Source organism: Kitasatospora sp. NEAU-CNBT7 (assembly GCF_057220535.1).
Genome location: NZ_JBXQQB010000001.1, coordinates 402,197 through 426,313 on the forward strand (window position 1 = coordinate 402,197; position 24,117 = coordinate 426,313).

A 24,117-nucleotide genomic window follows, 5' to 3' on the forward strand; every position below is an offset into this window, starting at 1 on the left:
GCTGGCCGTTCGGCACTCGTCCGTACGTGCGGTGCAACCTGGTGCGCCCTCCAGCGAAGCACGGACCGGGCCGGGTCCAACAGCGAATCGAGGAGATTCGTAAGTATCAGTTGCGTGTCACCCCGCGTGCGCCGGAGCGCGCCTCTGGTTCACCCGTTCGCGTGGGCGGTTCACCGCTGCGGGTGCTTGGGTAGGGTGGCAGGCCGGACCCAGGTCGACCGGACGAAGGCGAGCAGGTGAGCACGGAGAGCCCGGCACGGTGGAGTGACCCCGAGCGGGAGCGGCTGGAGGAGCAGGTCGCCGCGACCGAGCTGGCCTGGCTGACCCTCGAGGTCGATGTGGAGACCCTGCGGGTCGAGATCGACAACTTCGCGCTGGTCCACCACCAGCTGCTCGGCCCGCTCTACGCGAGCCTGGACGAGCTGGACGCGCTGATCGCCGAGGCGGTCGCCGCCCGCAGCGGCGACCCCGAGGACCTGCGCCGGGCCGCCGAGGCCCGGGCCCGGGTCGAGCCCCCGGCCGCCCCCGAACCCACCGACGACCTGCTGCGCGAGCTGGAGCCGGAGCCCACCCGCAAGGTCCGGCCGGACCGGGAGGCCCAGCGGGTCTACCGCGAGCTGGCCCGCCGCGCCCATCCCGACCTGGCCACCGACCCGGCCGAGCAGGAACGCCGCTCGGCGTTCATCGCCCGGGTCAACGAGGCCTACGCGCACGGCGACACCGCAGCCCTGGAGCAGCTCGCCGAGGAGTGGTCCACCGACCCCGAGACGGCCCCGGCCGCCGACGCGCCCGACCGGCCCGACTGGCTGCGCCAGCGGCTGGAGTGGCTGACCGGCAAGATCGGCCGGCTGGCCGCCGAGCAGGTCCGGCTGGAGCGCACCCCGATGGGCGAACTGCTGCTGCTCGCCCCGCAGGAGCCGGAGCGGCTGCTGGAGGAGCTGGCCGACAGCCTGCTCGCCCGGGCCGCCGGGCAGCGGGCCGAGTTGGAGCGGCTGCTCGGCGACCCCGGTCACAATGGTGATGGCCAACCCCGTGAACCCCAGGAGAACCGGACGATGTTCGCTCAGCAGATCCCCACCACCGACGCGGCCTCGGTGCCCGCCGACGCCGCCCTGCTCGACGTCCGCGAGCAGGACGAGTGGGACGCCGGGCACGTCGACGGCGCGCTGCACATCCCGATCGGCGAGGTGATCGCCCGCCTCGACGAGCTGCCCGACGAGAAGCTCTACGTGCTCTGCCGGGTCGGCGGCCGCTCCGCGCAGGTCGTCCAGTACCTGGTGGCGCAGGGCCGCGAGGCGGTCAACGTGGACGGCGGCATGTACGCCTGGGAGGCGGCCGGCCGTCCGATGACCGGCACCGGGGGCCGGGACGCCTACGTCCTGTGACGGTCCGTCGGGCCGGGCCGCCGCGGCGGTGACGGGAGGATCCCCCTGTCGCGGGCGGCCCCGGGTGGGGCAGGATGACCGGGCGACAGCACCGGTGATCCGTTGGGGAGTCAGTGGGAGGAGGCGGTGTGCGCGTCTGGTCCACCCCCGCCCTGCTGGTGATCTGCCTGTCCGGGGCCGGGCTGCTCGGCGGTACCGGGCTCTTCCTCGGGGCGCTGTTCCTGCACGTCGCGCCGGCCAATGCGGTCTCCCGCCAGTACCAGCGGGAGATCGACGCGGTGGTCTACCCGGAGTTCGAGCAGAACTGGAAGCTGTTCGCGCCCAACCCGCTGCAGCAGAACCTCACGGTGGACGCCCGGGTGCAGACCATCGACGGGGACAGCCGGGTGACCACCCGCGACTGGGTCGGCCTGACCGCCGAGGACGTCGCCGCGATCCGCGGCAACCCGGCCCCCAGCCACCTGGACCAGAACATGCTGCGCCGGGCGCTGGACTTCTACCGGACCACCCACCCCGAGCAGGACGGCGCCCTGGTCGGGACCCGCGGCAGGCTCGCCGAGGAGTACCTCGAGCGGATCGCGCTGCAGCGGTTCGGCCGGACCGTCGGCGGTGAGCGGGTCGTGCAGATCCAGTTCCGGTTCGGCTCGGCGGCCATCGCCCCGCCGGCCTGGAGCCCGGAGCAGACCGACACCGCGGTCCAGTACCAGGAGCTGCCGTGGTGGCCGGTGGACGAGGCCGACTACCGGGGGCTGGGGTGAGCGGCCCGATAGCGCCGGGCACGGCGGATCCCCGGCCCGCCGACGCCGGACCGGCACCGGAACCGTCGGCGCCCGCCCCGCCGACCCGCTTCGAGCGGCTCTTCGACGCCTTCACCGCGCGCAGCTGGCTCACCCGCCAGGCGGCCGTGGTGCGGATCGGCATCGCGCTGGCCTGGGGCGGCTTCCTGCTGCGCGAGTGGCCGAACCGGCGCGAGCTGTACGGCGACCGCTCCCCCTGGTCGGCCGAGCTGGCCGGCCGGCTGATCGGCGAGACCCACGCCTTCACCGTGCTCACCTGGTCCGACAGCAGGCTCTGGTTTGAACTGGTCTACCACCTGGCCCTGCTGGCCGCCGTACTGCTGGCGCTCGGCTGGCGGACCAGGGCGACCGGCGTGCTGTTCGCCGTCACCGCCGTCTCGCTGCAGAACCGCAACGTCCTGGTCGGCGACGGCGGCGACAACGTGGTCCACCTGATGGCGCTCTACCTGGTGCTGGTGCGCTGCGGCCGGTACTGGTCACTGGACGCCCGCCGGGCCCGGCGCCGCCCGCCGCGCGGCCCGGTGGGAGAGCCGCGGGCGGTGCTCGACGCGCTGGCCACCATGGTGCACAACTGCGGCATGGCGGTGATCGCCGTCCAGGTGGTGCTGATCTACTCCACGGCCGGCTGGTACAAGGTGCAGGGCACCCGCTGGCAGGACGGCACCGCCCTGCACTACCCGCTGCACCTGGACTACTTCACCCCCTGGCCGGCGCTGTCCGGCCTGCTCGGCTCCAGCCTGCTGCTGACCGTGCTGCTCTCCTACGGCACGGTGATCCTCCAGGTCGGGTTCCCCTTCACCCTGGCCAACCGGCGGCTGAAGAACGCGCTGCTGGCGCTGATGATGGCCGAGCACCTGGCGATCGCGGTCGTGCTCGGGCTGCCGTTCTTCTCGCTCGCGATGATCGCGGCGGACGCGGTCTTCCTGCCGACCTCCGCACTGCTGTGGACCGAGCGCCGGCTCGCGGCCTGGACGGCGGCCCGGCGGGCGACCGGACGGACGGACGCCCCGGCCGCCGAGCGCGGGAGCGAGGAGCCGGGCCCGGCCAGCGGCTAAGCTCCCGTCATGTCCTGGTTTGCCTCGCTTCGTGACACCGCGAAGGCCGGACTGACCCTGGACCGGACCCTGTCCGACCCCCGGCGAGCCGTCCGCGGCGCCGTCGCGGTCGCCCTGGTGGTCTTCCCGACCCTGGCGCTGGCCGGACCCTCGCTCGCCACCTCCGCCGCGATGGGCGCCTTCATCGCCGGCACCGCCACCTTCCAGCGCAGCTTCCGGCCGCGCACCTCGCTCGCCGTCGCCGCCGGCCTGGGCCTCGGGGTCAGCACCTTCCTCGGCTACCTGGCGGTCGGCATCCCCGGCGCCTTCCCGGTGCTGCTCGCGCTCTGGTCGTTCGGCGCCGGCATGATGTGGGCGGTCGGCCCGACCGGCGGGGTGGTCGCCGCGACCACCGTCTCGGTGATGCTGGTCGTCGTCCAACTGCCCGTCAGCGTGGAGACCGCCCTCGGCCACGGCGCCCTCTGCGCCGTCGGCGGCGCCGCCCAGGCCCTGGTCGTCACCGTCTGGCCGGTCGACAGCTGGGGCGCCCAGCGCGACGCCCTCGCCGACACCTACGCCGCGCTCGCCGACTACGCCCGGCGGCTGCGCCAGGACCCCACCGCCCACGTCGACCCGGAGCCCTTCATCCTCGCCCGGCAGGCCGCCGCCCTGACCCCCTGGCAGGCCCGCCACCGGCCGCCCGAGATGCGCGGGCTGCGCGGCATCGCCGAACGGGTCCGCCCGGCGCTGGCCGCCCTCGCCGACCCCCGGGTCGGCGCGGCCGCCGAAGGACCCGAACGCGACCGGACGCGCGAGATCCTGGCCGCCGCCGCCGAGGTCCTGGACGCCTTGGCCCGCGCGATCCGCTCCGGCGATCCGTACCGGCCGCCGCGCTCCACCCCCGCCCTGGCCCTGCTGCGCCCGGACGAGGGGCCCGGCCTGCGCGGCGCGGCCCGCCGCTCCGCCCGGCGGCTGTCCGGCCTGCTCGGCAAGGCCGTCGACAACCTGGACAAGCAGGACCGCTCGACCGTGACCGGCCCGGCCCGCGGCCCCGGACTGCACCGGCCGCCGCTGCTGCGGGTGGTGCCCTCCGCGCTGCGCACGGTGCGCCGCCAGCTCGACCCGCACGCCGCCGTCTTCCAGCACGCCGTCCGGCTGTCCTGCGTGGTCACCGGCGCCTACCTGGCGGCCCGGCTGCTGGGCGTGCGGCACGGCTACTGGGCGCCGCTGACCGCCGGCATGGTGATGCGGCCGGACTTCGCGCAGACCTACAGCCGGGGCGTCGCCCGGCTGGCCGGCACGGTCGCCGGGGTGCTGGTCGCCACCCTGGTGGTCCGGCTGTTCGACCCGGGCGAGTGGCTGTCGGCGGCGCTGGCCGTGGTCTTCATCGCCGGCGCCTACCTGACCCTGCGCACCGGCTACGCGCTGGCCACCGCCTGCATCTCCGGGTACGTGGTGTTCCTGCTCGGCCTGGAGGACGTCGACCCGACCCAGACCGCGGTGGACCGGATCGCCATGACCCTGCTCGGCGGCGCCCTCGCGCTCGGCGCCTACGCGCTGTTCCCCACCTGGCAGACCGCCCGGCTGCCGGAGCGGCTGGCCGAGTGGCTGGCCGCCGTCGGCCGGTACGCGGCCGCGGTGGTCTCCGCCCTCGGCGATCCGGACGAGCGGCACACCCGGATGGTCCGGGACACCCTGCTGGACGTCCGCGAGGCCCGCTCCGAGATGCTCGAGGCCCAGCAGCGGGCCGACGCCGAGCCGCACCGGGACCCCGACCGGCTGACCGAGCTGCCGCGCAAGCAGCTCGACCGGGCGCGGGCCGCCGTCGGCCTGCTCGGCCGCTCCACCGTGCTGATGGAGGCCCACCTGCCGGCCGCCGGCAGCCCGCCGCTGCCCGGTACCACCGCGTTCGCCGAGGAACTGCGGGACTCCACCGCCATCGCGGCGGCCGCCATCCTGCTCGGGCAGCCGGCGGACTTCTCCGCCCTCCGGGCCGCGCACGAGACCTGGGACGAGGTGCTCGCCACCCTGCCGCCGGAGACCGGGGCCGAGGACCGGGTCGCGGTCGCCCGCGGCGGGGCCAGGCTGCTGATGCAGGCCGTCGCCGACCTGGAGAAGGCTGTCCGGCCGCGCCGGGCGCCCGGGCCCGTACCCTCGAAGGCGTGACGAAGACGGGTGTGCCCCTGACGGGCGAGCAGTACGACGAGGCCTTCACGCCGGACGAGCGCGAGATCGGCGTGGGCCCGCACCCCGGGCCGTGGCCGGCCGGAGCGCACTACGACCCGGAGCTGCTGGCCGCCGGCGACCGGCGCAACGTGACCGACCGCTACCGGTACTGGACGCACGAGGCGATCGTCGCCGACCTGGACACCCGCCGGCACGGCTTCCACGTCGCGGTGGAGAACTGGCAGCACGACTTCAACATCGGCTCGGTGGTGCGGACCGCCAACGCCTTCCTGGCCGAGCAGGTGCACATCGTCGGCCGCCGGCGCTGGAACCGGCGCGGCGCCATGGTCACCGACCGCTACCAGCACCTGCGCCACCACGAGGACGTCGCCTCGCTGGCCGCCTTCGCCGCCGCCGAAGGCCTGCCGCTGATCGGCATCGACAACCTGCCCGGCGCCGTGCCGATCGAGACCTTCGAGCTGCCCGAGCGCTGCGTCCTGCTGTTCGGCCAGGAGGGCCCCGGCCTGACCGAGGCCGCCTGGGAGCACGCCACGGCGGTCTGCTCGATCGCCCAGTACGGCTCGACCCGCTCGATCAACGCGGGCGCGGCGGCCGCCATCGCCATGCACGCCTGGGTGCGGGTGCACGGCGCGGCGGCCCCGGCCGTCAGCTGAACAGCAGCCGCCAGGTCTCCGGGCCCGGGTACCCGTCGGCGTCCGCGCCGGACCAGCCCTGCGCCCGCTGGAACGCCTGCACGTTGAGCCGGTCCGCCTCGCCCCAGTCGGGACTCGGACCCTCGGTGTAATAGCGGCCGAAGCCCTTGCGGACCAGCTGCTCACCGAGCTGCTGCACGGCCGCGGAGACCCGGCCGGGACCGAACGCGGCGGCGCCGGGGAAGGCCGGGACGGCCGGTCCGGGCGGCGGCGGCCCGGGTGCGGGCGCCGGGGCGGGGGCACCGGCCGGCGGGATGTCCTTGCCCAGGCCGTGCACCAGCAGGCCCCAGGTGTCCCGGCCCGGGTAGCCGTCGGCCTCGGTGCCCGACCAGCCCTGGGCCAGCTGGAAGGCCTGGGTGGCCAGCCGGTCGGCCTCGCCCCACTGCGGGCCCGGCCCGACCCGGTAGAACCGGCCGCCGCCGCGGGCGGTCAGCATCTCGCCGAGCCGCTGGACGTAGGCGTTGGACTGCCCGGGCCCGAACAGGCCCGCGCCCGGGAAGGCGTCGGGGTCGGGAGCGGGGGCCGGGGCGGGCGCCGGTGCGGGCGCGGGGTCGGGGACGGGTGCCGACAGGCCCCGGTAGCGGTACGGCAGGTACGAGGCGGAGTTGCTCCAGTAGGCGTACGGCGTCGCGCGGGTCACGGTGGCCGGGCTGGTCTGCTCGTACGCGGTGTACCGGGTGCGGGTGGCGTCCGTCCAGCCGCCGAACAGGACGGCGTGCGAGCCGCCCTCGGGGTCGGCGGGGTTGTTGTACAGCAGGATGTCGCCGGGCTGGAGGTCGTCCTTGGTGATCCGGTCGGCGAAGTCCGGCAGGGTCCAGGTGGTCTGACTGGTCCCCAGGCCCCAGGCCATCGAGACGAAGCCGGAGCAGTCCTGGCGGTAGCCGTCGGTCCAGTAGCTGCTCATGCTGTACGGCACGTGCTGGTCGACCCAGCGGCGGGCCCGGGCGAGGATCTCGGTCCGGGTGGTGGCGGGGGTGGCGGCGCGCAGCCGGGGGGTGGCGCCCTGGCCGCCGTAGAGCCCGCTGACCTCGCCCTGCGGGGCGTCGGGTATCGGCGCGTCGGTGCCGTCCCCGGGTATCGGGGCCCCGACGGCGCCCGCGGTGGCGGCGGGGCCGCCGAGTACGGTGCCCAGGGCGGCCAGCAGGACGGCGGCCCGGCGGGCGCCGCGGGCGGCGGGGTGGCCGCCGTCCTCGGCCCGGGCGGCGTGCAGCCGGGCGAGCCGGCGGGCGCCGCAGCCCCGGCAGGCGCAGCCGTCGTCCGGTGCGGCCTCGGTGAACTCGATCAGCACGGTGAGCCTGCCCTTCCGTCGTGGGAGTGGGCATTCATTCCACGCCGGATTGAGGGAATATCACCTGAAGATATAACAAATAGGACATCGCTCCGGGTGTCCGGCGGCGGGCCTCAGTGATCGGTCCAGGTCAGTGCGGTCGCGTGGGGGAGGTCGACCACCGCGGCGACCGTGTAGTGGACGACCGGGGCGTCGGGGTCGGCCCAGTCGACGGTGGCGCGCCCGGTCAGCAGGAGTGCGGCCCCGGTCTCCCAGTCGGGGACCAGCAGGCCGGCGGCGGGGTTCAGTTCCAGGTTCCCCAGGGTCATGAACATGGTGTTGCCGGGGTACTCGGGCCAGCTCAGCCGGTCCGGGCCGTGCACGGTGAGCACGCCGGGCGCGCCGCCGCGGTGCGAGGCGTCGACCTTGCCGTCCGGGTCGGCGGTGGCCACGAAGAAGGTGTCGGCGCAGCCCACCGCGAGCTGCTGGGGGAGCGTCAGGGCGGTGCCGGTGGTGGCGGCGGCCGCCTGGGCGGGCGCGTCGTGCGGGCTGCGGCGGCGGATGTGCTTCGGGCAGTTGGCGTACACCTGCTCGGTGGCGATCAGCAGGCCGCCCCGGCCGTCCGGGACGGCGCGCCCGTTGACCCGCATCCGGCGGCGGCCGGCCGGGTCGAGCGCGATGGTGCCGACCTCGGCGCCGCGGGCCAGGGTCTCGGCGAGCGGGTCCCCGGCCACCGGCCCGGCGGCGACGGCCAGGGTGTGCTCGTCGGGGGCCCGCAGGAAGCCCGCCGGGCCGCTGAGCGTGGTCGCCCAGAGCCGGCCCGCGCGGTCGGCTGCGCCCACCACCAGGGTGCGGCGCTCGGTGAGGAACCGGGCGGCCACCGGAGGGATGGCCGCGCCGATGGACCGCCCCACGTGGTCGGCCCGCTCCAGCTGCCCGGTGCGCCGCTGGACCGCCCGCTCGCCCCGGTGGTAGCGCGCCCCTGGCCCGGCCATTAGAAGAACCCGCAGGTCGGGGCGGTGCCGTGGGGTGCCTCGGCGGCGGTGTCGGCGACGCCCGCGGGGGTGTAGACCTCCAGCCGGATGCCGTCCGGGTCGGTGAAGAACACCCCGCCGGAGGCCGAGCCCTCGCGGTGCGGCACCACGCCGTCGTGGGCGAACGCCGCGCCCAGCTCCCGCAGGGTCCGCTCGGCGGCCCGGACCTCGTCGAGCGAGTCGACCTGGAACGACAGGTGGTGCAGCCCGGGGCGGTCCGTCCCGAAGTCGCCGGTGGACTGCTGCCAGAGCGTCAGGACCAGCCGTCCGTCGCGGCCGAGCATGGCGTACCGGCGCTCGGGGTCGGTGCCCTCGGCGGTCACCTCCAGGCCGAGCAGCCGCCGGTAGAAGGCGGTGGAGCGGTCGAGATCGGTGACGTTGAGACCGACGTGGCCGGTCTGCAGGGTGGGGAGGACGGGTGCTGCGGTACCGGACATGCGGACACACTCCCAGGACGGGCCGGCTCGACCGTGCTAACCATTACTGATGACAGTAGGGGTTAGGCCGGTCGGGCGTCAAACCGTTCTGGAGTTGTATACCGGTTAGGTGGTCGCTCCCGGTCACTCCCACTGCCAGCGGATCCCCACCTGGCCGGGCTGCTGGTCCGGCGAGAGCACGTGGGCGCTGGCCGAGGCGCCGATCCACAGCTGCTGGTGGTGGCGGTCCACCTCGGCGCCCGGATCGCGGTCGAAGCGCTCGCAGTGGGCCGGTACCGCAGCCGGGTCGAAGTGCACCTGCAGCACGTACTCCCGCACCGGCGCGGCGAAGAACCGCCCGTAGTCGGTGGTCGGCCCGGTGTCGGGGATCGCCACCTCGTACTCGAAGACGGTGGAGTCGCCGAGGCCGAGCGGCCGGTCCAGCAGCAGCTCGGCGACCAGCAGGCCGTTGTCCGGGCGGCGCCGCACCCGGCCGAGCCGGGCGTGCCGCACCGAGGTGATCTCCGGGCAGCCGGCCGCACCCTCGTCCGCCTTGTGCACCACCACCAGGCGGGCCACGTCGGCCACCGTCGCCCGGACCACCTGGCGCATCCGCAGCAGGTAGCCGCGCCGGCCGGCGTCGACGAAGTAGGAGTCGTGGATGGACAGCCGCTCCAGCTGTCCGGTGGGCGGCGCGTCGAGCTCCACGAAGACCTCGCTGATCTCCTGCTCGCCGGGCCAGACGTCCTCCACCCGCAGGGCGTCCGGGCAGGCCGGGGTGACCCAGCGCCCGCGCGGCCGGGGCGGCCCGAGCTGCGCGGTGAGCGCGTCCGCGGGCAGGCCGAGCAGCTGTTCCAGCAGCAGGACGGCGCGCAGCGAGGTGGCCCGTTCGGGCTGGCTGCGGCCGCGGCGCCAGTAACTGAGCGTGGTGACGCTGACCCTGACGCCCTGTTTGGCGAGGGCGGCCCGGATCCGGTCGAGGCTGAGGCCGCTGGCCTCGATCGCGAGGTTGAGGGTCTCGGCGAAGCCGCTCGGCGGGGCGGCGGGCGGCGTTCTGGGGGCCGGCTGCCCCGGGACGGCCGGTGCCGGGCCGGGCGGGGCTGCCGCCCCGTTGTCCCGTCGGCCTACCAGCCGGAGGCGACCGGCCTGCTGCGGTTGCTGTGAGCCCATCCCGACACCTTCCCCACCAGGTGAGTTCGGCGGGTTCAGCCCGGCGCGCACCTGCGCCGGGAGTTGTGCCACCGAGCTGTGGGAACCCTACGCACGGCCAGAGGTTACGTCATCAACTTGGACATATGACAGTGGTCACGACAAGGAATCGGAAAATCAATCGATCTTGAAACATTGCGGAAACAACAGCACCCACCCGGACCCTTGCAGGTCCGGGCAGGTGCTGAGGTCTAAACCACATTGACCCGCTGAGCGGAAGTCAGGAAATGGTCAGTGCGGCGTCGTCGACGACAAAGCTGGTCTTCAGCGAGGAGTCCTCGACGCCGGTGAACTTCAGCGTCACGGTCTGCCCGGCGAAGGCCGACAGGTCGAAGGTCTTCTGCACGAACCCGGTGGCCGCGTTGGCGTTGGAGTAGGTCGCCAGCGTGGTCGAACCCGCCTGGACGGTCAGCTTGTCGTACGCGGTCGAACCGGTCTCCGCGGTGTCGATGTGCACCCAGAAGCTGAACGAGGCCTTGCAGCCGGCCGGGATCGACACGGTCTGCGACAGGGTGTCGGTGTGCGAGGAGCCGTAGCCGTCCATCCACGCCTTCCAGGAACCCGCGTGCGCGGCCTCGCCGGAGGCGTTGTCGACCACGCCGCTGGAGGCGGTCCACGGGGCGGCGGTGCCGGTCTCGAAGCCGCCGTTGCCGATCAGCTGGGCGGCCGTGCAGCCGCCGGTGGGCGGGGTGGTGGTGCCGCCGCCGAGCAGCGCGCTGGTCAGCTGGTCGGCGACCGGGGTGCCCCAGCCGGTGACCTGGTCGTAGCCGGCCTTGGTGGAGAAGTCCTGGTTCTTGCCGGAGGTGACGTCGTGGAAGACCGAGCCGTAGCTGCTGGAGTTGGCCAGCGCGTACAGCTTGGGGTTGGCCTCGCCGAGCACCGTCTGGCCGGCCGCCTTGGCCTTCTGGTTGTACAGCGCGGTGTAGCCGGACCACAGCGGCGCGGCCGCCGAGGTGCCGCCGTAGGTCTGCCAGCCGCCCACCGTGTAGATCGCGAACCCGCTCGCCGGGTCGGCGTTGGAGGAGACGTCCGGGACGGTGCGCATGGTGCCGCTCACCCCGGTGCCGGTCTGCCAGGACGGCTTGGCGAACTGGGTGGAGACGCCGCCGCCCGCGGTGGACCAGGCGCTCTCCGAGGAGTAGGCGTTGCCGCTCACCTTGAGGTTGGTGCCGCCGACGCCGGTGTTGTACGGGCTGGACGCCGGGAAGTCGACCGCCTTGACGCTCGAGCCGCTGTCCGAGCGGGTGCAGTCGCGCGAGCCGTCGTCACCGGAGGCCGAGAAGATCGATATGCCCTGGGCGGCGGCCTGCTTGAAGGAGTTGTTCACCGCGGTCATCGAGGCCGCGGTGGTGTCCGGCTCGCAGGAGCCCCAGGAGATCGAGATGACCGAGGCCCGGTTGTCCGCCACGATCTTGGCGGCCATGTCGATCTCGCCCTGGTCGCTGTTGGGGGCCTCGTAGACCAGCTGGGTGGCCTTCGGGGCGACGCCGCGGACGATCTCGCTGTCCAGCTCGACCTCGCCCTGGCCCTCGCCCGGCTTGCTGTCGTAGCTCGCGCCGTCCACCGAGACGGTGGAGACCGCCGGGCCGGACAGGCCGTACTGGCCGTCGTAGGTGGTCAGGTTCGAGGACTTGTAGCCGTCGAACTCCCAGAGCGCGACGGTCACCCCGGTACCGTCGGCGCCGACCTTGCCCAGGTTGTAGGCGCCGTCGTACTGCGCCGGGCCGAAGCCGCTGGGCGCGGCCTTCGGGGTCGAGCCGTTCGGCTTCGCCAGCTGGGCCTTGCGCACGGTGTGGTTGTTCAGGCCGAGCACGCCGTCGACCACACCGGCCAGCGCGGCCGGCACCGAGGCGGCGGAGTCGTTGGCGAAGAAGGTCCGGCCGCCCTGGGCCGGGTCGGCGTAGGAGCTCTCGTGGGTGCCGAAGGCCTTGGCCAGCTGGTCGGCGGTGCCCTGGGCGTTGACCACCTGGCGGTTGGCGCTGACCGAGGAGACGGACAGCCCCTGCGAGGTGAGGAACGCGCGGACCTGCTCCACGTCGGCCTGGGTCGGGCCGTACGCGGCGGTGAACTGCTCCGGCGTCAGGTAGCGGCCGTACTCCGGGGTGCCCGGGGTGGACACCGCGGCCAGGAAGCGGTCCAGATCGGCGGTGTTGCGCAGCTTGAGGCTGACCGACACCGAGAGCTGCTGCGCGGCGGGGACGTCGCCCTGCTTCTGCGAGCGGGCCACCGCGGGGGTGACGGTGTTGGGCAGGGACACACGGGCGCTGGCGTTGGGGACCGGCGCGGCCTGGGCGGTGGAGACGCCCAAGGAGAAGGCGGTGAGCGGCAGGACGGCGATAGCCGCGGAAAGGGCGAGCGAGCGGGGTCGCACGGGCTCCTCCGGAAAGTGTGGGGCGTTCCGGGTTCGAAAACGCTTTCCAGACCCTCGCAGAGAATTCGAGCGAATGGGCCCATGGCCCGGCAATTGCTTACTAAAGAACAGTCAAGTGTGGACGGTGAATTCATGAACAGAATGGGCGCCGATGAATACAGTGAATAGTGGCCGAGCAGAACGGAGTTACACTCGGCCCCATGGCTGACCCCCGCGACCCGCGCCCGCTGACCGGCGAACCGCTCTCGCTCGATCTGCTCAACACGCGCTGGGCCGGCACCCCCGTCAACGACCTGCTCGCCGACCTCGACGGCTACCGTACCTGGCTCTCCTCCAACGGCCTGGCCGACCGCTGCCCCGCCGACCAGCAGGGCCTCGACGCCGTCCGGACCACCCGCGACGCGCTGCAGTCGCTCCTCGACGACGCCGCGGCCGGCCGGGCCGCCGACCCGCGGGCGCTCAACGGGATCCTGGCCCACGGCCGGCTGCGCCACAGCCTGACCCCGGACGGTCCCGAGCAGCACGTCGAGGTGGACGGCGAGCAGTGGCTGGCCGCCTGGCTCGCCGCCGACAATTACCTCGAACTCCTCGGCCGGGGCGCGCACCGCATCAAGCCCTGCGCCCACCCCAACTGCATTCTTCACTTCTTCGACACATCCCAGAACGGCCGCCGCCGGTGGTGCTCGATGGCCGTCTGCGGAAATCGGGCGAAAGCCGCCAGACACTACGAGAAGGCCACCCGCTGACCGGTGGGGGAACGCTACTCGGACGCGCCGCCCAGCCACTCGGTCAGCGCCGCCCGCAGCTCCCCCTCGGTCGGGTCGACGGCCGCCCAGGCCGCGTAGCCGTCCGGCCGCACCAGCAGCACGGTGTCCCGCAGCTTGCCGTGCGGGTCGGCCGGGGCCGCCGTCACCAGCCGCTGCGCCCACGGCGCCGCCACCGGCAGCTCGTCGTTGGCGACCAGCACCGCCCGGCCGGCCCGCAGCGCCTCGTACAGCCGCGCCGGACCGCCCGGCCGGTCCACCGCCAGCCGCAGGTCCGGCACCCGCCGCCCGGCCAGCGGGTGCGCGTCGGCCGGCGCCGGGTAGCGGATCGCGAGGCCCGACACCTGCCGGGCACCGAGCCGGGCCAGCGGCCCGAGCCGGTCGGCCGCCGAGACCACCACCGACCGCAGCGCCCGGGTCGGCGCGGACTGCGCGAGCGCGGCCCGGATCAGCGCGCCCGAGCTGCGCAGCACCGCCCGGCCGACCGGGTGGCGCTCCTGCTGGTAGCTGTCCAGCAGGGCGTCGGTGGCCTCGCCCCGGCAGGCCGCGACCAGCTTCCAGCTCAGGTTGGCGGCGTCCTGCAGGCCGGTGTTCATGCCCTGGCCGCCGGCCGGGGAGTGGCAGTGCGCCGCGTCCCCGGCCAGGAACACCCGGCCCGAGCGGTAGCTGGGCACCTGGCGTTCGTCGCTGTGGAAGCGCGACAGCCAGCGCGCGTCGTGCAGACCGAGGTCCCGACCGAGCACCGTACGGGTGAGCTCGGCCAGCTCGGGCAGGCCGGGCCGGGCGTCGTCCGGCAGCCGCCGGTGCCGGTCCCAGGCGATCACCCGGTACCAGCCGTCGCCGAACGGCACCAGGAAGGCGAACCCCGCCTCGGTGGCGCCGACCGTCAGCACCTCCTCGGGCTCGCGCTCCAGCCGCACGTCGGCCAGCAGCACCGAGTCCACCACCGACTCACCGGGGAACGGGATGCCCAGCAGGTCCCGGACGGCGCTGCGCACCCCGTCCGCGCCGACCGCGTACCGCGCCCGGTGCTCCTCCACCGGCCCGCCGGCGCCGCCCCGGCGGCAGGTCACCGTCACCGACCGGCCGTCCTGCCGCAGCCCGGTCACCTCGGCGCCCCGCAGGATCGTCGCGCCGGCCTTCAACGCCCGCTCCTGCAGCAGGCGTTCGGTGTTGGACTGCGGGGTGATCAGCACGAACGGGAAGCGGCTGCGCAGCTGCCCCAGCTCGATCCGCAGCCGGCCGAACAGCCGCAGCGAGCGCAGCGCCGTCCCGGTCGCCACCAGGTCGTCGGCCAGCCCGCGGGCGTCCAGCAGCTCCAGGGTGCGGGCGTGCACGGCGAAGGCCCGGGTCAGGTCGGACTCGGTGTCGCGCTTCTCCAGCACCGTCACCCGCAGCCCGGCCGCGGCGAGGTCGCCGGCCAGCAGGAGGCCGGTCGGGCCGGCTCCCACGACCAGCACGTCGGAGCCGATCTGCTTGTCTGACATGGGCCATCTCCCGGTGGTCGGCACGGCACTTCAGGGCTGCGCGTCGGAACGCGGTGCGAGCGGGCGGGCGGCGCGGTCCGGCTTCTCAGGGTGCTCTCAGCCTCCCATCATCGCGGCCCCATCCGGGGCTGTGAATGTCCTTCCCATGACTCAGCCCCTGACGCACGGCACGGCCCTGGTCGATCCGGCGTCCACGGACCGGCGCAAGCCGCGCGTGGGCACCGTCGAGGTGGTCGTCCCCGTCTTCAACGAGGAGCACACCGTCGAGCGGTGCGTCCGCCGCCTGCACGCCTACCTCGACGAGACCTTCCCCTACCCGTACCGGATCACCGTCGCCGACAACGCCAGCACCGACGGCACCTGGGCGGTGGCCACCGCGCTGGCCGCCGAGTTCCCCCGGGTGAACGCCGTCCACCTGGACCTCAAGGGCCGCGGCCGGGCGCTGCGCCAGGTCTGGGGTGCCAGCGAGGCCGACGTGGTGGCCTACATGGACGTCGACCTGTCGACCGGCCTGGAGGCGTTCCTGCCGCTGGTCGCGCCGCTGCTGTCCGGCCACAGCGACCTGGCCATCGGCAGCCGGCTGCACCGCGGCTCGGCGGTGGTGCGCGGGCCCAAGCGGGAGTTCATCTCGCGCACCTACAACCTGCTGCTGCGGGCCACCATGGCGGCCAAGTTCTCGGACGCGCAGTGCGGGTTCAAGGCCGGGCGCACCGAGGTGGTCCGCCGGCTGCTGGACGAGGTGGAGGACAACGCCTGGTTCTTCGACACCGAGCTGCTGCTGCTGGCCGAACGGTCCGGGCTGCGGATCCACGAGGTGCCGGTGGACTGGGTGGACGACCCGGACAGCCGGGTGGACATCGTCCGCACCGCGCTGGACGACCTGCGGGGGATGGCCCGGGTGGCCCGCCGCTCACTGGCCGGCACCGGCCGGGTGGAGCTGCCGGAGCGGGTCCGGCAGGCACAGCTGCCGCCGGGCCTCGGCTGGCAGCTGGCCAGCTTCGCGGTGATCGGGACCCTGTCCACGCTGGCCTACGTGCTGCTGTTCCTGATGCTGCGCCAGGCGGTGCCGGCGCTGCTCGCCAACGCGCTGGCCCTGGCGGCGACGGCGGTGGTCAACACGGCGGCCAACCGGCGTTTCACGTTCGGCGTGACCGGCCGCCGGGACGCGCTGAAACACCAGGTGGAGGGCGGTATCGCGTTCCTGCTGGGCCTGGTGCTGAGCAGCGCCGCGATCGGTCTGCTGCACCTGCTGGCGCCGGGCTCGGCGCACCCGGCGGAACTGGCCGCGCTGGTGGCGGCGAACGCGCTCGCCACGGTGGTGCGGTTCCTGCTGCTGCGGGTGTGGGTGTTCAACCCGCGCCGGGCCCGGCGGTCCTGACGCCCCGCCGCGCGAGGCTCCGGTGGCCCGCTCCGACTCCCCCCGGGAGCGGGCCACCGGACCGGTGTCAGACGTGCCGGCGGATCTCGACGGTGCGGAACCGGTTGGCGACGAAGGCGCCGTCGCAGTAGGCCGCGTTGGCCGCCGGGTTGGCGCCGGTGCCGTGCAGGTCGGAGAAGGCCGCGGTCTGGTTGACGAAGACCCCGCCGGTGAGGTTCAGCGAGAGCGAGACACCGGCGTCCAGGCAGGCGTCGACCAGCGCGGCCTCGACCTCCTCGGAGACCGTGTACGCCCCGGCGGTCATCGCGCCGTGCTCCTTGACGGTGCGGCGCAGCAGCTCGACCGCCGCCTCGGTGGAGTCCACCGCGACCGCGAACGCCACCGGGCCGAAGCACTCGCCGAGGAACGCCGCCCGGTCGTCCGGCTTGTCCGCGTCGACCGTGATCAGCGCGGGGGTGCGGATGGTCGCGCCGGGGAACTCGGCCGACTCCACCACCCGCGGGGCCAGCACCGGGTCGCCGTACTCGCCGCCGGCGGCGGCGACCGTGCGGGCCAGCACGCCCGGGTTGACCACGGCGCCGAGGATGGCGGCGGCCTTGGCGTCGTCGCGGAGCAGGCCCTGGACGGCGGCGGCGAGGTCCGCGACCACCTCGTCGTAGGACTTGGAGCCCTCGTCGGTGCGGATGCCGGTGCGCGGGATCAGCAGGTTCTGCGGGGTGGTGCACATCTGGCCGCTGTACAGGGACAGCGCGAAGGCCAGGTTGCCGAGCATGCCGCGGTAGTTGTCGGTGGAGTCGACCACCACCGTGTTGAGGCCGGCCTTCTCGGTGTAGACCAGGGCCTGGCGGGCGTTGTCCTCCAGCCAGTCGCCGAAGGCGGTGGAGCCGGTGTAGTCGATCAGCTTGATCTCGGGGCGGACGGCCAGCACCTTGGCGATGGTGCCGCCCTCGTGCTCGGCGGCCAGGCAGACCAGGTTGGGGTCGAAGCCGGCCTCGGCGAGCACCTCGCGGGCCACCTCGACGGTCATCGCGAGCGGGAGGACGGCCCGCGGGTGCGGCTTGACCAGGACCGGGTTGCCGGTGGCCAGCGAGGCGAACAGGCCCGGGTAGCCGTTCCAGGTCGGGAAGGTGTTGCAGCCGATCAGCAGCGCCAGGCCGCGCGGCACCACGGTGAACTCCTTGACCATGGTGAGCGGGTCGCGCTTGCCCTGCGGCTTGGTCCACGGCGCGCTCTGCGGCAGCCGGGTCTGCTCGGCGTACGCGTAGGCGACGGCCTCCAGGCCGCGGTCCTGGGCGTGCGGGCCGCCGGCCTGGAAGGCCATCCCGTACGCCTGGCCGGTGGTGTGCATCACCGCGTGCGCGAACTCGTGCGAGCGGGCGTTGATCCGGGCCAGGATCTCCAGGCAGACCGCCGCCCGGGCCGCCGGGCCGGCCGCCGCCCAGCCGGGGCGGGCCGCCTCCAGCGCGGCGATCAGCGCGTCCGGGTCGGCGTGCGGGTAGCTGACGCCGAGCTCGATCCCGTACGGCGAGGCCTCGCCGCTGACCGGGTCGCCGCCGGCCGGCTGGCCCGCGATCTCGAACAGCCGGCCGAGGCGGGCCTCGAAGGCGGCCTTGCCGTCCGCCGGGCCGCTCTCGCCGTAGGCCTTCGGGAACTCCGGGTACGGGGACCAGTAGTCGCGGCTCCCGATCGCGGCGAGGGCGCGGTCGAGGGTCTCCTGGTGGCGTTCGATCAGTTCGGCGACCGGAGGGGTCGGGGTCGCAGCAGCCATGGTGCGCTCCTCATAGGGGCGGGCTCGGTGAGGCGGTGCAGGGTACACCTCAGCGTAACCGAACGATCGGTCGGGGCAAGACCCCCCGGGGGTCGCATCCGCGGCGCCCGCCCGTCCGCGGCCTACGGGATGCCGAGCTCGAACAGCACGTACCCCGCGTACCAGCCGGAGGCGACGGCCGCGGTGCCGAGCACCACGGCCAGCGAGGTGCGCGAAAGCCGGCGCAGGGCCACCGCGACCGGGATGAACAGCGGGAAGGCGGGGAGCAGGTAGCGGGAGGTGTTGCCGAAGATCTGCTGGCTGCCCAGCACCAGGACGATGGTGACCGCCGTGTAGACGAGCAGGTACACCGGCAGGCGCAGCCGGACCAGCAGGGTCAGCAGGATCGGCAGGGCGATCACCAGCAGGACGCCGATCAGGTCCTCGGTCGGGTAGGCGAACAGGTAGTTGTTGTGGCCGAGCAGCACGCCCTCGAAGACGTTCAGGGTGTGCGCGCCGCTGTCGAAGTAGTGCAGCCAGGCGCCGCGCTGCAGCTTGAAGTAGCCGGTCAGGTCGCCCATCTGCCAGCCGACCCAGGTGATGTAGCCGAACAGGCCGAGCGGGGCCACCGCCCCGGCCGCCAGCGGGCCGAGCACGCCGTCCCGGCGGCGGTACAGGGCGATCAGCGCGGCCACCCCGAGCGCGGCCACCAGGGCCGCGGCGGTCGGCCGGTTGAGCCCGGCGACGAAGGTGGTCACCCCGGCCGCGAGCCAGTTGCGGTCCAGCACGAACCAGCAGGCCCAGACCGCCAGCGCGACGAACAGCGAGTCCGAGTAGACCGCCCACTCGGCCCCGGAGCCGGGGAACACGCCCCACAGCGCCGCCGCGATCACCCCGGTGCGGCGGTCGGTCAGCGCCGCCGTGAGCCGGTAGATCCCCGCCGCCGCGACGAACGAGGCCACCACCGAGACCAGCATCCCCGCGCCGTACAGGCCGAGGCCGGTGGCGGCCGAGACCATCCTGATCAGGCCGGGGTAGAGCGGGAAGAACGCCGAGGAGTCCTGCTGGTACGACCAGACCTGGTCGACCAGCGGCACCAGGTGCGGGTGGTAGCCGTTCTGCGCCACCTGCTGGTACCACCAGCCGTCCCAGCCGCCGAGCACGTCCCACGGGTGCCTGCCGCCGCCGAACCGGGGGTCCTTGGTGAGGTACTCGCCGGACCACTCCAGCAACCGCATGAACACCGCGAAGCCGATCAGCTTCACCGCGCCGTACAGCGCCAGCGCCGGGCCGTACTCCCGCGCCGCGGCACGGGCCCCGGCGCGCAGCCGCCCGGGGCGCCCGGCCGGGGCGGGGCCCGGTCCGTCGGTGTGCGGAGGTCCCTCGACGTCCGCTTCGGCCATCACGTCCATGGGGATGTGGTCCTGACTTCCGCTGGTGGTCACCCGGAGATGATCCCCCAGTGTGCCGTGCGCCCCCAAGGCCGAACAGTGGTCCGTACCAATCCGTCCTGCCGGTGTGCCGGAGGGCGCGGGTAAACTCCCAGCACCGCCGGGCCGAGGCCCCGAACCGGGAGGGTCCGATGACTTCAGTGCCGCCGCCCGCCGTCACACTCTCCGTGGTCGTGCCGATGTTCAACGAGCAGGAGGCGCTGCCCGCCCTGGTCGAGCGGCTGCGGCCGGTCCTCGACGGCATCGGCGTGCGCTACGAGGTGGTCGCCGTCGACGACGGCAGCGCCGACAAGACCCCGGCCCTGCTCCGGGACGCCCGGGCCGCGTGGCCCGAGCTCAGGGTGATCAGGCTGCGCCGCAACAGCGGCCACCAGGCCGCCCTCACCGCCGGCCTGCACCGCTCGGCCGGCGCCTACGTCGCCAGCATCGACGCCGACCTCCAGGACCCGCCCGAGAAGATCCCCGAGATGCTGGAGCTGGCCCGCACCCGGCAGCTCGACGTGGTCTACGGCGTACGCGGCGACCGCAGCACCGACAGCGGCTTCAAGCGCCGCACCGCGGGCGCCTACTACTGGCTGATGCGGCGGCTGGCCGGAAAGCAGGTGCCCGCCCAGGCCGGGGACTTCCGGCTGCTCAGCCGGGAGGCCGTCGACGCCCTGAAGTCGCTGCCCGACCAGCAGCAGGTCTACCGCCTGCTGGTGCCGTGGCTGGGCTTCCCCAGCGGCGAGGTGCACTACCACCGCGACGAGCGGGTGGCGGGGGAGACCAAGTACCCGCTCAGCAAGATGGTCCGGCTCGCGCTGGACAGCGTCACCGGCTTCTCCGCGGCGCCGCTGCGGATCGCCACCTGGCTGGGGGTGGTGAGCTTCTTCACCTGCCTGGCGATGCTGGTCTTCACCATGACCGCCTACCTGGCCGGCCACACCGTGCCCGGCTGGACCTCGCTGTTCACCGGCATCCTGTTCATCGGCGGGGTGCAGCTCATCTGCGTCGGCCTGCTCGGCGAGTACATCGGGCGGATCTACACCGCGGTGCAGCGGCGGCCCACCTACTTCATCGCCGACGACTCCGCGGACGCCTGCGCGGACGGCCCCGCCGGCGGGCCGGTCCGGGAGTTCTGACCCGGCCCCGGCTCCCCGGGCCCGCGGACGCCGGGGATACTCGTGCACATGGCCGAGAACTCCACCCGCACCGCCTACACCGTCGACTCGCTGCTCGCCGTCACGGTGGAGGTCTTCAACGAGCGGGGCTACGACGGCACCTCCATGGAGGACCTGTCGCGGGCGGCCGGCATCTCCAAGTCCTCGATCTACCACCACGTCCGGGGCAAGGAGGAGCTGCTCAGGCTGGCCGTCGGACGGGCCCTGGACGCCCTGTTCGGCATCCTCGACGAGCCCGCGGCGGCCACCGGCCGCTCGGTGGACCGGCTGGAGCACGTGGTGCGCCGCACCGCCGAGGTCCTGCTCGCCGAACTCCCCTACGTGACCCTGCTGCTGCGGGTGCGCGGCAACACCGGGACCGAGCAGTGGGCGCTGGAGCGCCGGCGCGACTTCGACCACCGGGTGGCCGAGCTGCTGCGCGCCGCCGTGGCCGAGGGTTCGCTGCGCTCCGACGTCGAGCCGAGGCTGGCCACCCGGCTGCTGTTCGGCATGATCAACTCGATCGTGGAGTGGTACCGCCCGGGCAGCCGCAGCGCCGACGGGGTCGCCGACGCGGTGGTCCACCTCGCCTTCGACGGCCTGCGGGCCACCGGCCGCGGAGCGGGCCCGCAGGGCTGCTAACGTCTGCTCAGCCTGCCGCGCCCCCGCCCGGAGGGCCCTGGGGGAAGCGGGTCGTCCCGGCCGCCGCAGGCCGCTCCCGGCATGTCGCGGCGGGTGCAGCGCAGCAGCGCTGGACCACCCGCGAAGGGAAAGGCCGGACACCCCCTTGAGTCAGTACCACGACGCCGTAGACCGGCGCCGCAGACCCGTCGCCGCCACCGCGGGACTCGCCGCCGCGGCCCTGCTGGGCCTGACGGCCGGCGGCCCGCCCGCGGTCGCGGCTCCCGCGCCGGCCGCGGCCACCGCGCCGGCCCTGCAGGGTCAGTTCGCGGCCGCCGCCAAGGAGTTCCAGGTCCCGGAGAGCATCCTGCTCGCGGTCTCCTACCAGGAGACCCGGTGGGAGTCGCACCAGGGACTGCCCAGCACCACCGGCAACTACAACGTGATGGGCCTCACCCAGGTCGACCTGGCGGCCGTCGCCGCCGCCCAGGCCGCCGCGCAGCCCGAGGCCGACCTGCGGGGCGAGGACGCGCCGAAGAACCGCCGGCCCGCCCCGCGGCCCGAGCCCCCCGTGGACAGCCCCGCCCTGCACACCCTGGACGCCGCCGCCAAGCTGCTCGGCCGGCCCGCCGGCGACCTGCGCTCGGACACCCTGCAGAGCATCCGGGGCGGTGCCGCGCTGCTGGCGGACCAGCAGAAGCGGGTCTCCGGCGGCCTGCCCAAGGACCCGGCCCAGTGGTACGACGCGGTGGCCCGGTTCAGCAGCGGCGGCCAGGACCCGGCGGCCGCGGCCGAGGGCAAGGAGTTCGCCGACCGGGTGTTCGGGACCATCCGGGCCGGCGCCGCCCGCACCACCTCCGAGGGGCAGCAGGTCGCACTGCCGGCCGCTCCGGCCGCCGTCGCGCACAGCCCGGCCGTGGACCGCGGCACCCTGCCGGAGGCGGCGTCCCGTTCGGCCGTCCGGCCGGCCCTCGCGCCCGGCGCGACGCCCGAGTGCCCGGCCGCGCTGGGCTGCGACGTCCAGCCGGCCGCGTACGCGCTGACCGACCCGTCCGACCCGACCTCGTACGGCAACTACTCGGTGGCCTCGCGCGGCCCCGGGGACATCCAGTACATCGTCATCCACGACACCGAGGGCGGCTTCGCCGGCGCCGTCGCGACCTTCCAGAAGCCCGCGACGCAGGCCAGCGCGCACTACATCGTGCGGTCCTCGGACGGCCATGTCAGCCAGCTGGTCGCGACCAAGGACGTGGCCTGGCACGCGGGCAACAAGACGGTCAACACGCACAGCATCGGGATCGAGCACGAGGGCTTCGCGCTCAGCGGGGCGAGCTGGTACTCCGAGCAGCTGTACCAGTCCTCGGCCACCCTGACCCGCTACCTGTCCGGCCGCTTCGGCATCCCGCTCGACCGGCAGCACGTGATCGGCCACGACGAGGTTCCCGCTCCGGTGCAGAGCAGCGTGGCGGGCATGCACTGGGACCCGGGCACGTTCTGGGACTGGAACCACTACATGGCGCTGCTCGGCGTGCAGCCCCCGGCCGACCAGGCCGTCGCGGTCGGCGGCCGGGTGACCGTCAGCCCGCCGTTCTCCAACGCCTACCGGCCGCAGATCAACGGTGTGACGCCGCAGCCGGCCAACTTCGTCTACCTGTACAGCTCCCCCGGCGGTCCGCTGATCGGCAACGGGACGATGAACGCCGCCGACTGGTCCGACAAGGCCGTCGCGGGCGGCAGCTACGTGGTCGCCGACCAGCAGTACCCGTGGACGGCGATCTGGTACAACGGCCGCAAGGCCTGGTTCTACGGCGCCGGCAACGTCACGGCGGACAACCGGCCCGGCCAGAGCGTGCTGACCCCCAGAGCGGGGCTCGGCAGCATCCCGGTGTACGGCAGGACGTACCCGCAGGACGCCGCGTTCACGGCGGCCGGCGTGCCCGTCCCGAGCCCGAACGTGGTGCCCCTGGACGCCACCGTCGAGGCCGGCCAGGCGTACGTCCCGGTCACCGCCGACCCGCTGCCCGGCGACTTCTACTACACCAGCAACATCAACGGCGACGCCCCGCACGACCGCACCACGGTCTCGGACGGCAGCCGCTACTACCCGATCCGCTACAACCACCGGCTCGCCTACCTGCGGGCCGACGACGTCCAGTGGACCCCGGCGGCGACCAACCTGGTGGCCGACGGGGAGCGGGTCCAGCTGCTGGCCCGGAGCGCGGACGGCCCGGTGGCCGCGGCGGCCAACTACACCCGGGGCGCCTGGGAGCAGTACCGCCCGATCGCGCCGGCCGGCGGCACCGCCGACCCGGCCGGGACCTTCGCCGAGGCGTTCACCGCGGACGGCCAGCTGCACGCCGTGGCACTCGCCGGCGGCCACCTCTACACCGCGGACCGCAACGTCTCGACCGGTCTGTGGAGCGGCTGGTACGACCTGCAGGGCGCCGGCGCCGCGGGCGCCCTGGGCACGGTCGGCGAGGTGACGGTGGCCGCCCGGGGGAACCGGCTGCACGTGGTCGCGCTGTCCGGCGGCCGGCTCTACGAGGCCTCGGGCGACTACACCGCCGGCACCTGGCAGCAGTGGGGCGACGTCTCCGGCGCGCTCGGGCTGACCACCGGGGCGCTGACCGGGATCGCCGCCGCCACCACCGGCAACGTCCTGCACGTCGTCGGGCTGAGCGCCGACGGCCGGGTCCGGATGGCCGACGGGGACTACGGCGCCGGCCGCTGGAGCTACGGCGACGTGACCGCCCAGGTCGGCCCGCTGACCGGGATCACCGCCCTGGCCGTCGCCCCGATGGGCAACAAGCTGCACGTGGTCGCGCTGTCCGGCGGCCGGCTGAGCGAGGCGACCGCCGACTACACGGCCGGCCGCTGGTACCCGTGGGGCGACGTCTCCGCGGCGACCGGCCAGTCCGGGTCGATCACCGCGATCGCCGCCGCCGCCACCGGCAACAGCCTGCGCCTGTACGGCGTGATCGACGGCCGGATCCACAACGCGAACGGCGACTACTCCGCCGGCCGCTGGTCCCCCTGGTACGACACCGAGGTGGCGGGCGCCGGCGGCCCGGTCCCCGCGGTCTCCTCGCTGGCGGTCGCCGGCCGCTGATCCGGCGACCACGACCCGTCCCGTGTCCC

The 24,117-nt window shown here is 74.3% G+C and carries 18 protein-coding genes; 10 read left to right on the forward strand and 8 right to left on the reverse strand.

Annotated features, from left to right (window positions below; genetic code table 11):
• Nucleotides 1-236 precede the first annotated feature (236 nt).
• The 5 genes from AC2TEW_RS01825 to AC2TEW_RS01845 all read left to right on the forward strand — a co-directional run bounded on the left by AC2TEW_RS01825 (nucleotide 237) and on the right by AC2TEW_RS01845 (nucleotide 6,056).
• Nucleotides 237-1,385, forward strand: a complete 1,149-nt coding sequence (locus AC2TEW_RS01825; RefSeq protein WP_484621462.1) for a rhodanese-like domain-containing protein — start codon at nucleotides 237-239, stop codon at nucleotides 1,383-1,385.
• Nucleotides 1,386-1,513: 128 nt separating this feature from the next.
• Nucleotides 1,514-2,143 (forward strand): DUF5819 family protein, encoded by a 630-nt coding sequence (locus AC2TEW_RS01830; RefSeq protein WP_484621463.1) that lies wholly within the window; start codon nucleotides 1,514-1,516, stop codon nucleotides 2,141-2,143.
• The gene (locus AC2TEW_RS01835) at nucleotides 2,140-3,237 is read left to right on the forward strand and encodes an HTTM domain-containing protein (protein ID WP_484621464.1); all 1,098 of its coding nucleotides are present in this window, start codon (nucleotides 2,140-2,142) and stop codon (nucleotides 3,235-3,237) included. Before AC2TEW_RS01830 ends, AC2TEW_RS01835 begins: the two co-directional genes overlap by 4 nt.
• A gap of 9 nt (nucleotides 3,238-3,246) precedes the next feature.
• Nucleotides 3,247-5,382 carry an FUSC family protein gene (locus AC2TEW_RS01840; protein WP_484621465.1) on the forward strand — a complete coding sequence of 712 codons (2,136 nt, stop codon included), beginning with the start codon at nucleotides 3,247-3,249 and terminating at the stop codon, nucleotides 5,380-5,382.
• Nucleotides 5,379-6,056, forward strand: a complete 678-nt coding sequence (locus AC2TEW_RS01845; protein WP_484621466.1) for a TrmH family RNA methyltransferase — start codon at nucleotides 5,379-5,381, stop codon at nucleotides 6,054-6,056. The genes AC2TEW_RS01840 and AC2TEW_RS01845 overlap by 4 nt, the downstream gene beginning before the upstream one ends.
• Here the strand turns inward: AC2TEW_RS01845 and AC2TEW_RS01850 are convergent.
• From AC2TEW_RS01850 to AC2TEW_RS01870, 5 genes are all read right to left on the reverse strand, one after another.
• Complete coding sequence (locus tag AC2TEW_RS01850) at nucleotides 6,049-7,383, reverse strand: peptidoglycan-binding protein (RefSeq protein ID WP_484621467.1); 1,335 nt, start codon at nucleotides 7,381-7,383, stop codon at nucleotides 6,049-6,051. The genes AC2TEW_RS01845 and AC2TEW_RS01850 overlap by 8 nt on opposite strands.
• 113 nt (nucleotides 7,384-7,496) lie before the next feature.
• Nucleotides 7,497-8,357, reverse strand: coding sequence for a pyridoxamine 5'-phosphate oxidase family protein (locus tag AC2TEW_RS01855; RefSeq protein WP_484621468.1), 861 nt, complete (start codon nucleotides 8,355-8,357; stop codon nucleotides 7,497-7,499).
• Nucleotides 8,357-8,833, reverse strand: a complete 477-nt coding sequence (locus AC2TEW_RS01860) for a VOC family protein (protein WP_484621469.1) — start codon at nucleotides 8,831-8,833, stop codon at nucleotides 8,357-8,359. Before AC2TEW_RS01860 ends, AC2TEW_RS01855 begins: the two co-directional genes overlap by 1 nt.
• Nucleotides 8,834-8,956: 123 nt before the next feature.
• Nucleotides 8,957-9,982 carry a hypothetical protein gene (locus AC2TEW_RS01865; protein WP_484621471.1) on the reverse strand — a complete coding sequence of 342 codons (1,026 nt, stop codon included), beginning with the start codon at nucleotides 9,980-9,982 and terminating at the stop codon, nucleotides 8,957-8,959.
• Between the two features lie 259 nt (nucleotides 9,983-10,241).
• A complete protein-coding gene (locus tag AC2TEW_RS01870) occupies nucleotides 10,242-12,392 on the reverse strand; it encodes a S53 family peptidase (protein WP_484621472.1) in 2,151 nt (716 codons plus the stop codon).
• 200 nt (nucleotides 12,393-12,592) lie between these two features.
• Here AC2TEW_RS01870 and AC2TEW_RS01875 point away from each other — a divergent pair, with 200 nt between their 5' ends.
• A complete protein-coding gene (locus AC2TEW_RS01875) occupies nucleotides 12,593-13,138 on the forward strand; it encodes a CGNR zinc finger domain-containing protein (RefSeq protein WP_484621473.1) in 546 nt (181 codons plus the stop codon).
• Between the two features lie 14 nt (nucleotides 13,139-13,152).
• Here AC2TEW_RS01875 and AC2TEW_RS01880 read toward each other — a convergent pair whose 3' ends face one another.
• Complete coding sequence (locus tag AC2TEW_RS01880; protein WP_484621474.1) at nucleotides 13,153-14,643, reverse strand: FAD-dependent monooxygenase; 1,491 nt, start codon at nucleotides 14,641-14,643, stop codon at nucleotides 13,153-13,155.
• A gap of 145 nt (nucleotides 14,644-14,788) precedes the next feature.
• Here AC2TEW_RS01880 and AC2TEW_RS01885 point away from each other — a divergent pair, with 145 nt between their 5' ends.
• Nucleotides 14,789-16,021: a glycosyltransferase gene (locus AC2TEW_RS01885; protein ID WP_484621475.1), complete on the forward strand. Its 1,233-nt coding sequence runs from the start codon at nucleotides 14,789-14,791 to the stop codon at nucleotides 16,019-16,021.
• Nucleotides 16,022-16,088: 67 nt separating this feature from the next.
• Here the strand turns inward: AC2TEW_RS01885 and paaN are convergent, their stop codons facing one another.
• Both paaN and AC2TEW_RS01895 read right to left on the reverse strand, forming a co-directional pair.
• On the reverse strand, nucleotides 16,089-17,789 hold the full coding sequence (paaN, locus tag AC2TEW_RS01890) for a phenylacetic acid degradation protein PaaN (RefSeq protein WP_484621476.1): 1,701 nt from the start codon (nucleotides 17,787-17,789) through the stop codon (nucleotides 16,089-16,091).
• Nucleotides 17,790-17,911: 122 nt separating this feature from the next.
• Nucleotides 17,912-19,180: a putative hexosyltransferase gene (locus tag AC2TEW_RS01895; protein ID WP_484621632.1), complete on the reverse strand. Its 1,269-nt coding sequence runs from the start codon at nucleotides 19,178-19,180 to the stop codon at nucleotides 17,912-17,914.
• Between the two features lie 170 nt (nucleotides 19,181-19,350).
• Between AC2TEW_RS01895 and AC2TEW_RS01900 the strand changes: the two genes are divergently transcribed.
• The 3 genes from AC2TEW_RS01900 to AC2TEW_RS01910 all read left to right on the forward strand — a co-directional run bounded on the left by AC2TEW_RS01900 (nucleotide 19,351) and on the right by AC2TEW_RS01910 (nucleotide 24,088).
• A complete protein-coding gene (locus tag AC2TEW_RS01900; RefSeq protein WP_484621477.1) occupies nucleotides 19,351-20,340 on the forward strand; it encodes a glycosyltransferase family 2 protein in 990 nt (329 codons plus the stop codon).
• Between the two features lie 48 nt (nucleotides 20,341-20,388).
• Nucleotides 20,389-21,000 (forward strand): TetR/AcrR family transcriptional regulator, encoded by a 612-nt coding sequence (locus tag AC2TEW_RS01905; protein WP_484621478.1) that lies wholly within the window; start codon nucleotides 20,389-20,391, stop codon nucleotides 20,998-21,000.
• 145 nt (nucleotides 21,001-21,145) lie between these two features.
• Nucleotides 21,146-24,088: an N-acetylmuramoyl-L-alanine amidase gene (locus tag AC2TEW_RS01910; RefSeq protein ID WP_484621479.1), complete on the forward strand. Its 2,943-nt coding sequence runs from the start codon at nucleotides 21,146-21,148 to the stop codon at nucleotides 24,086-24,088.
• Nucleotides 24,089-24,117: the final 29 nt, after the last annotated feature.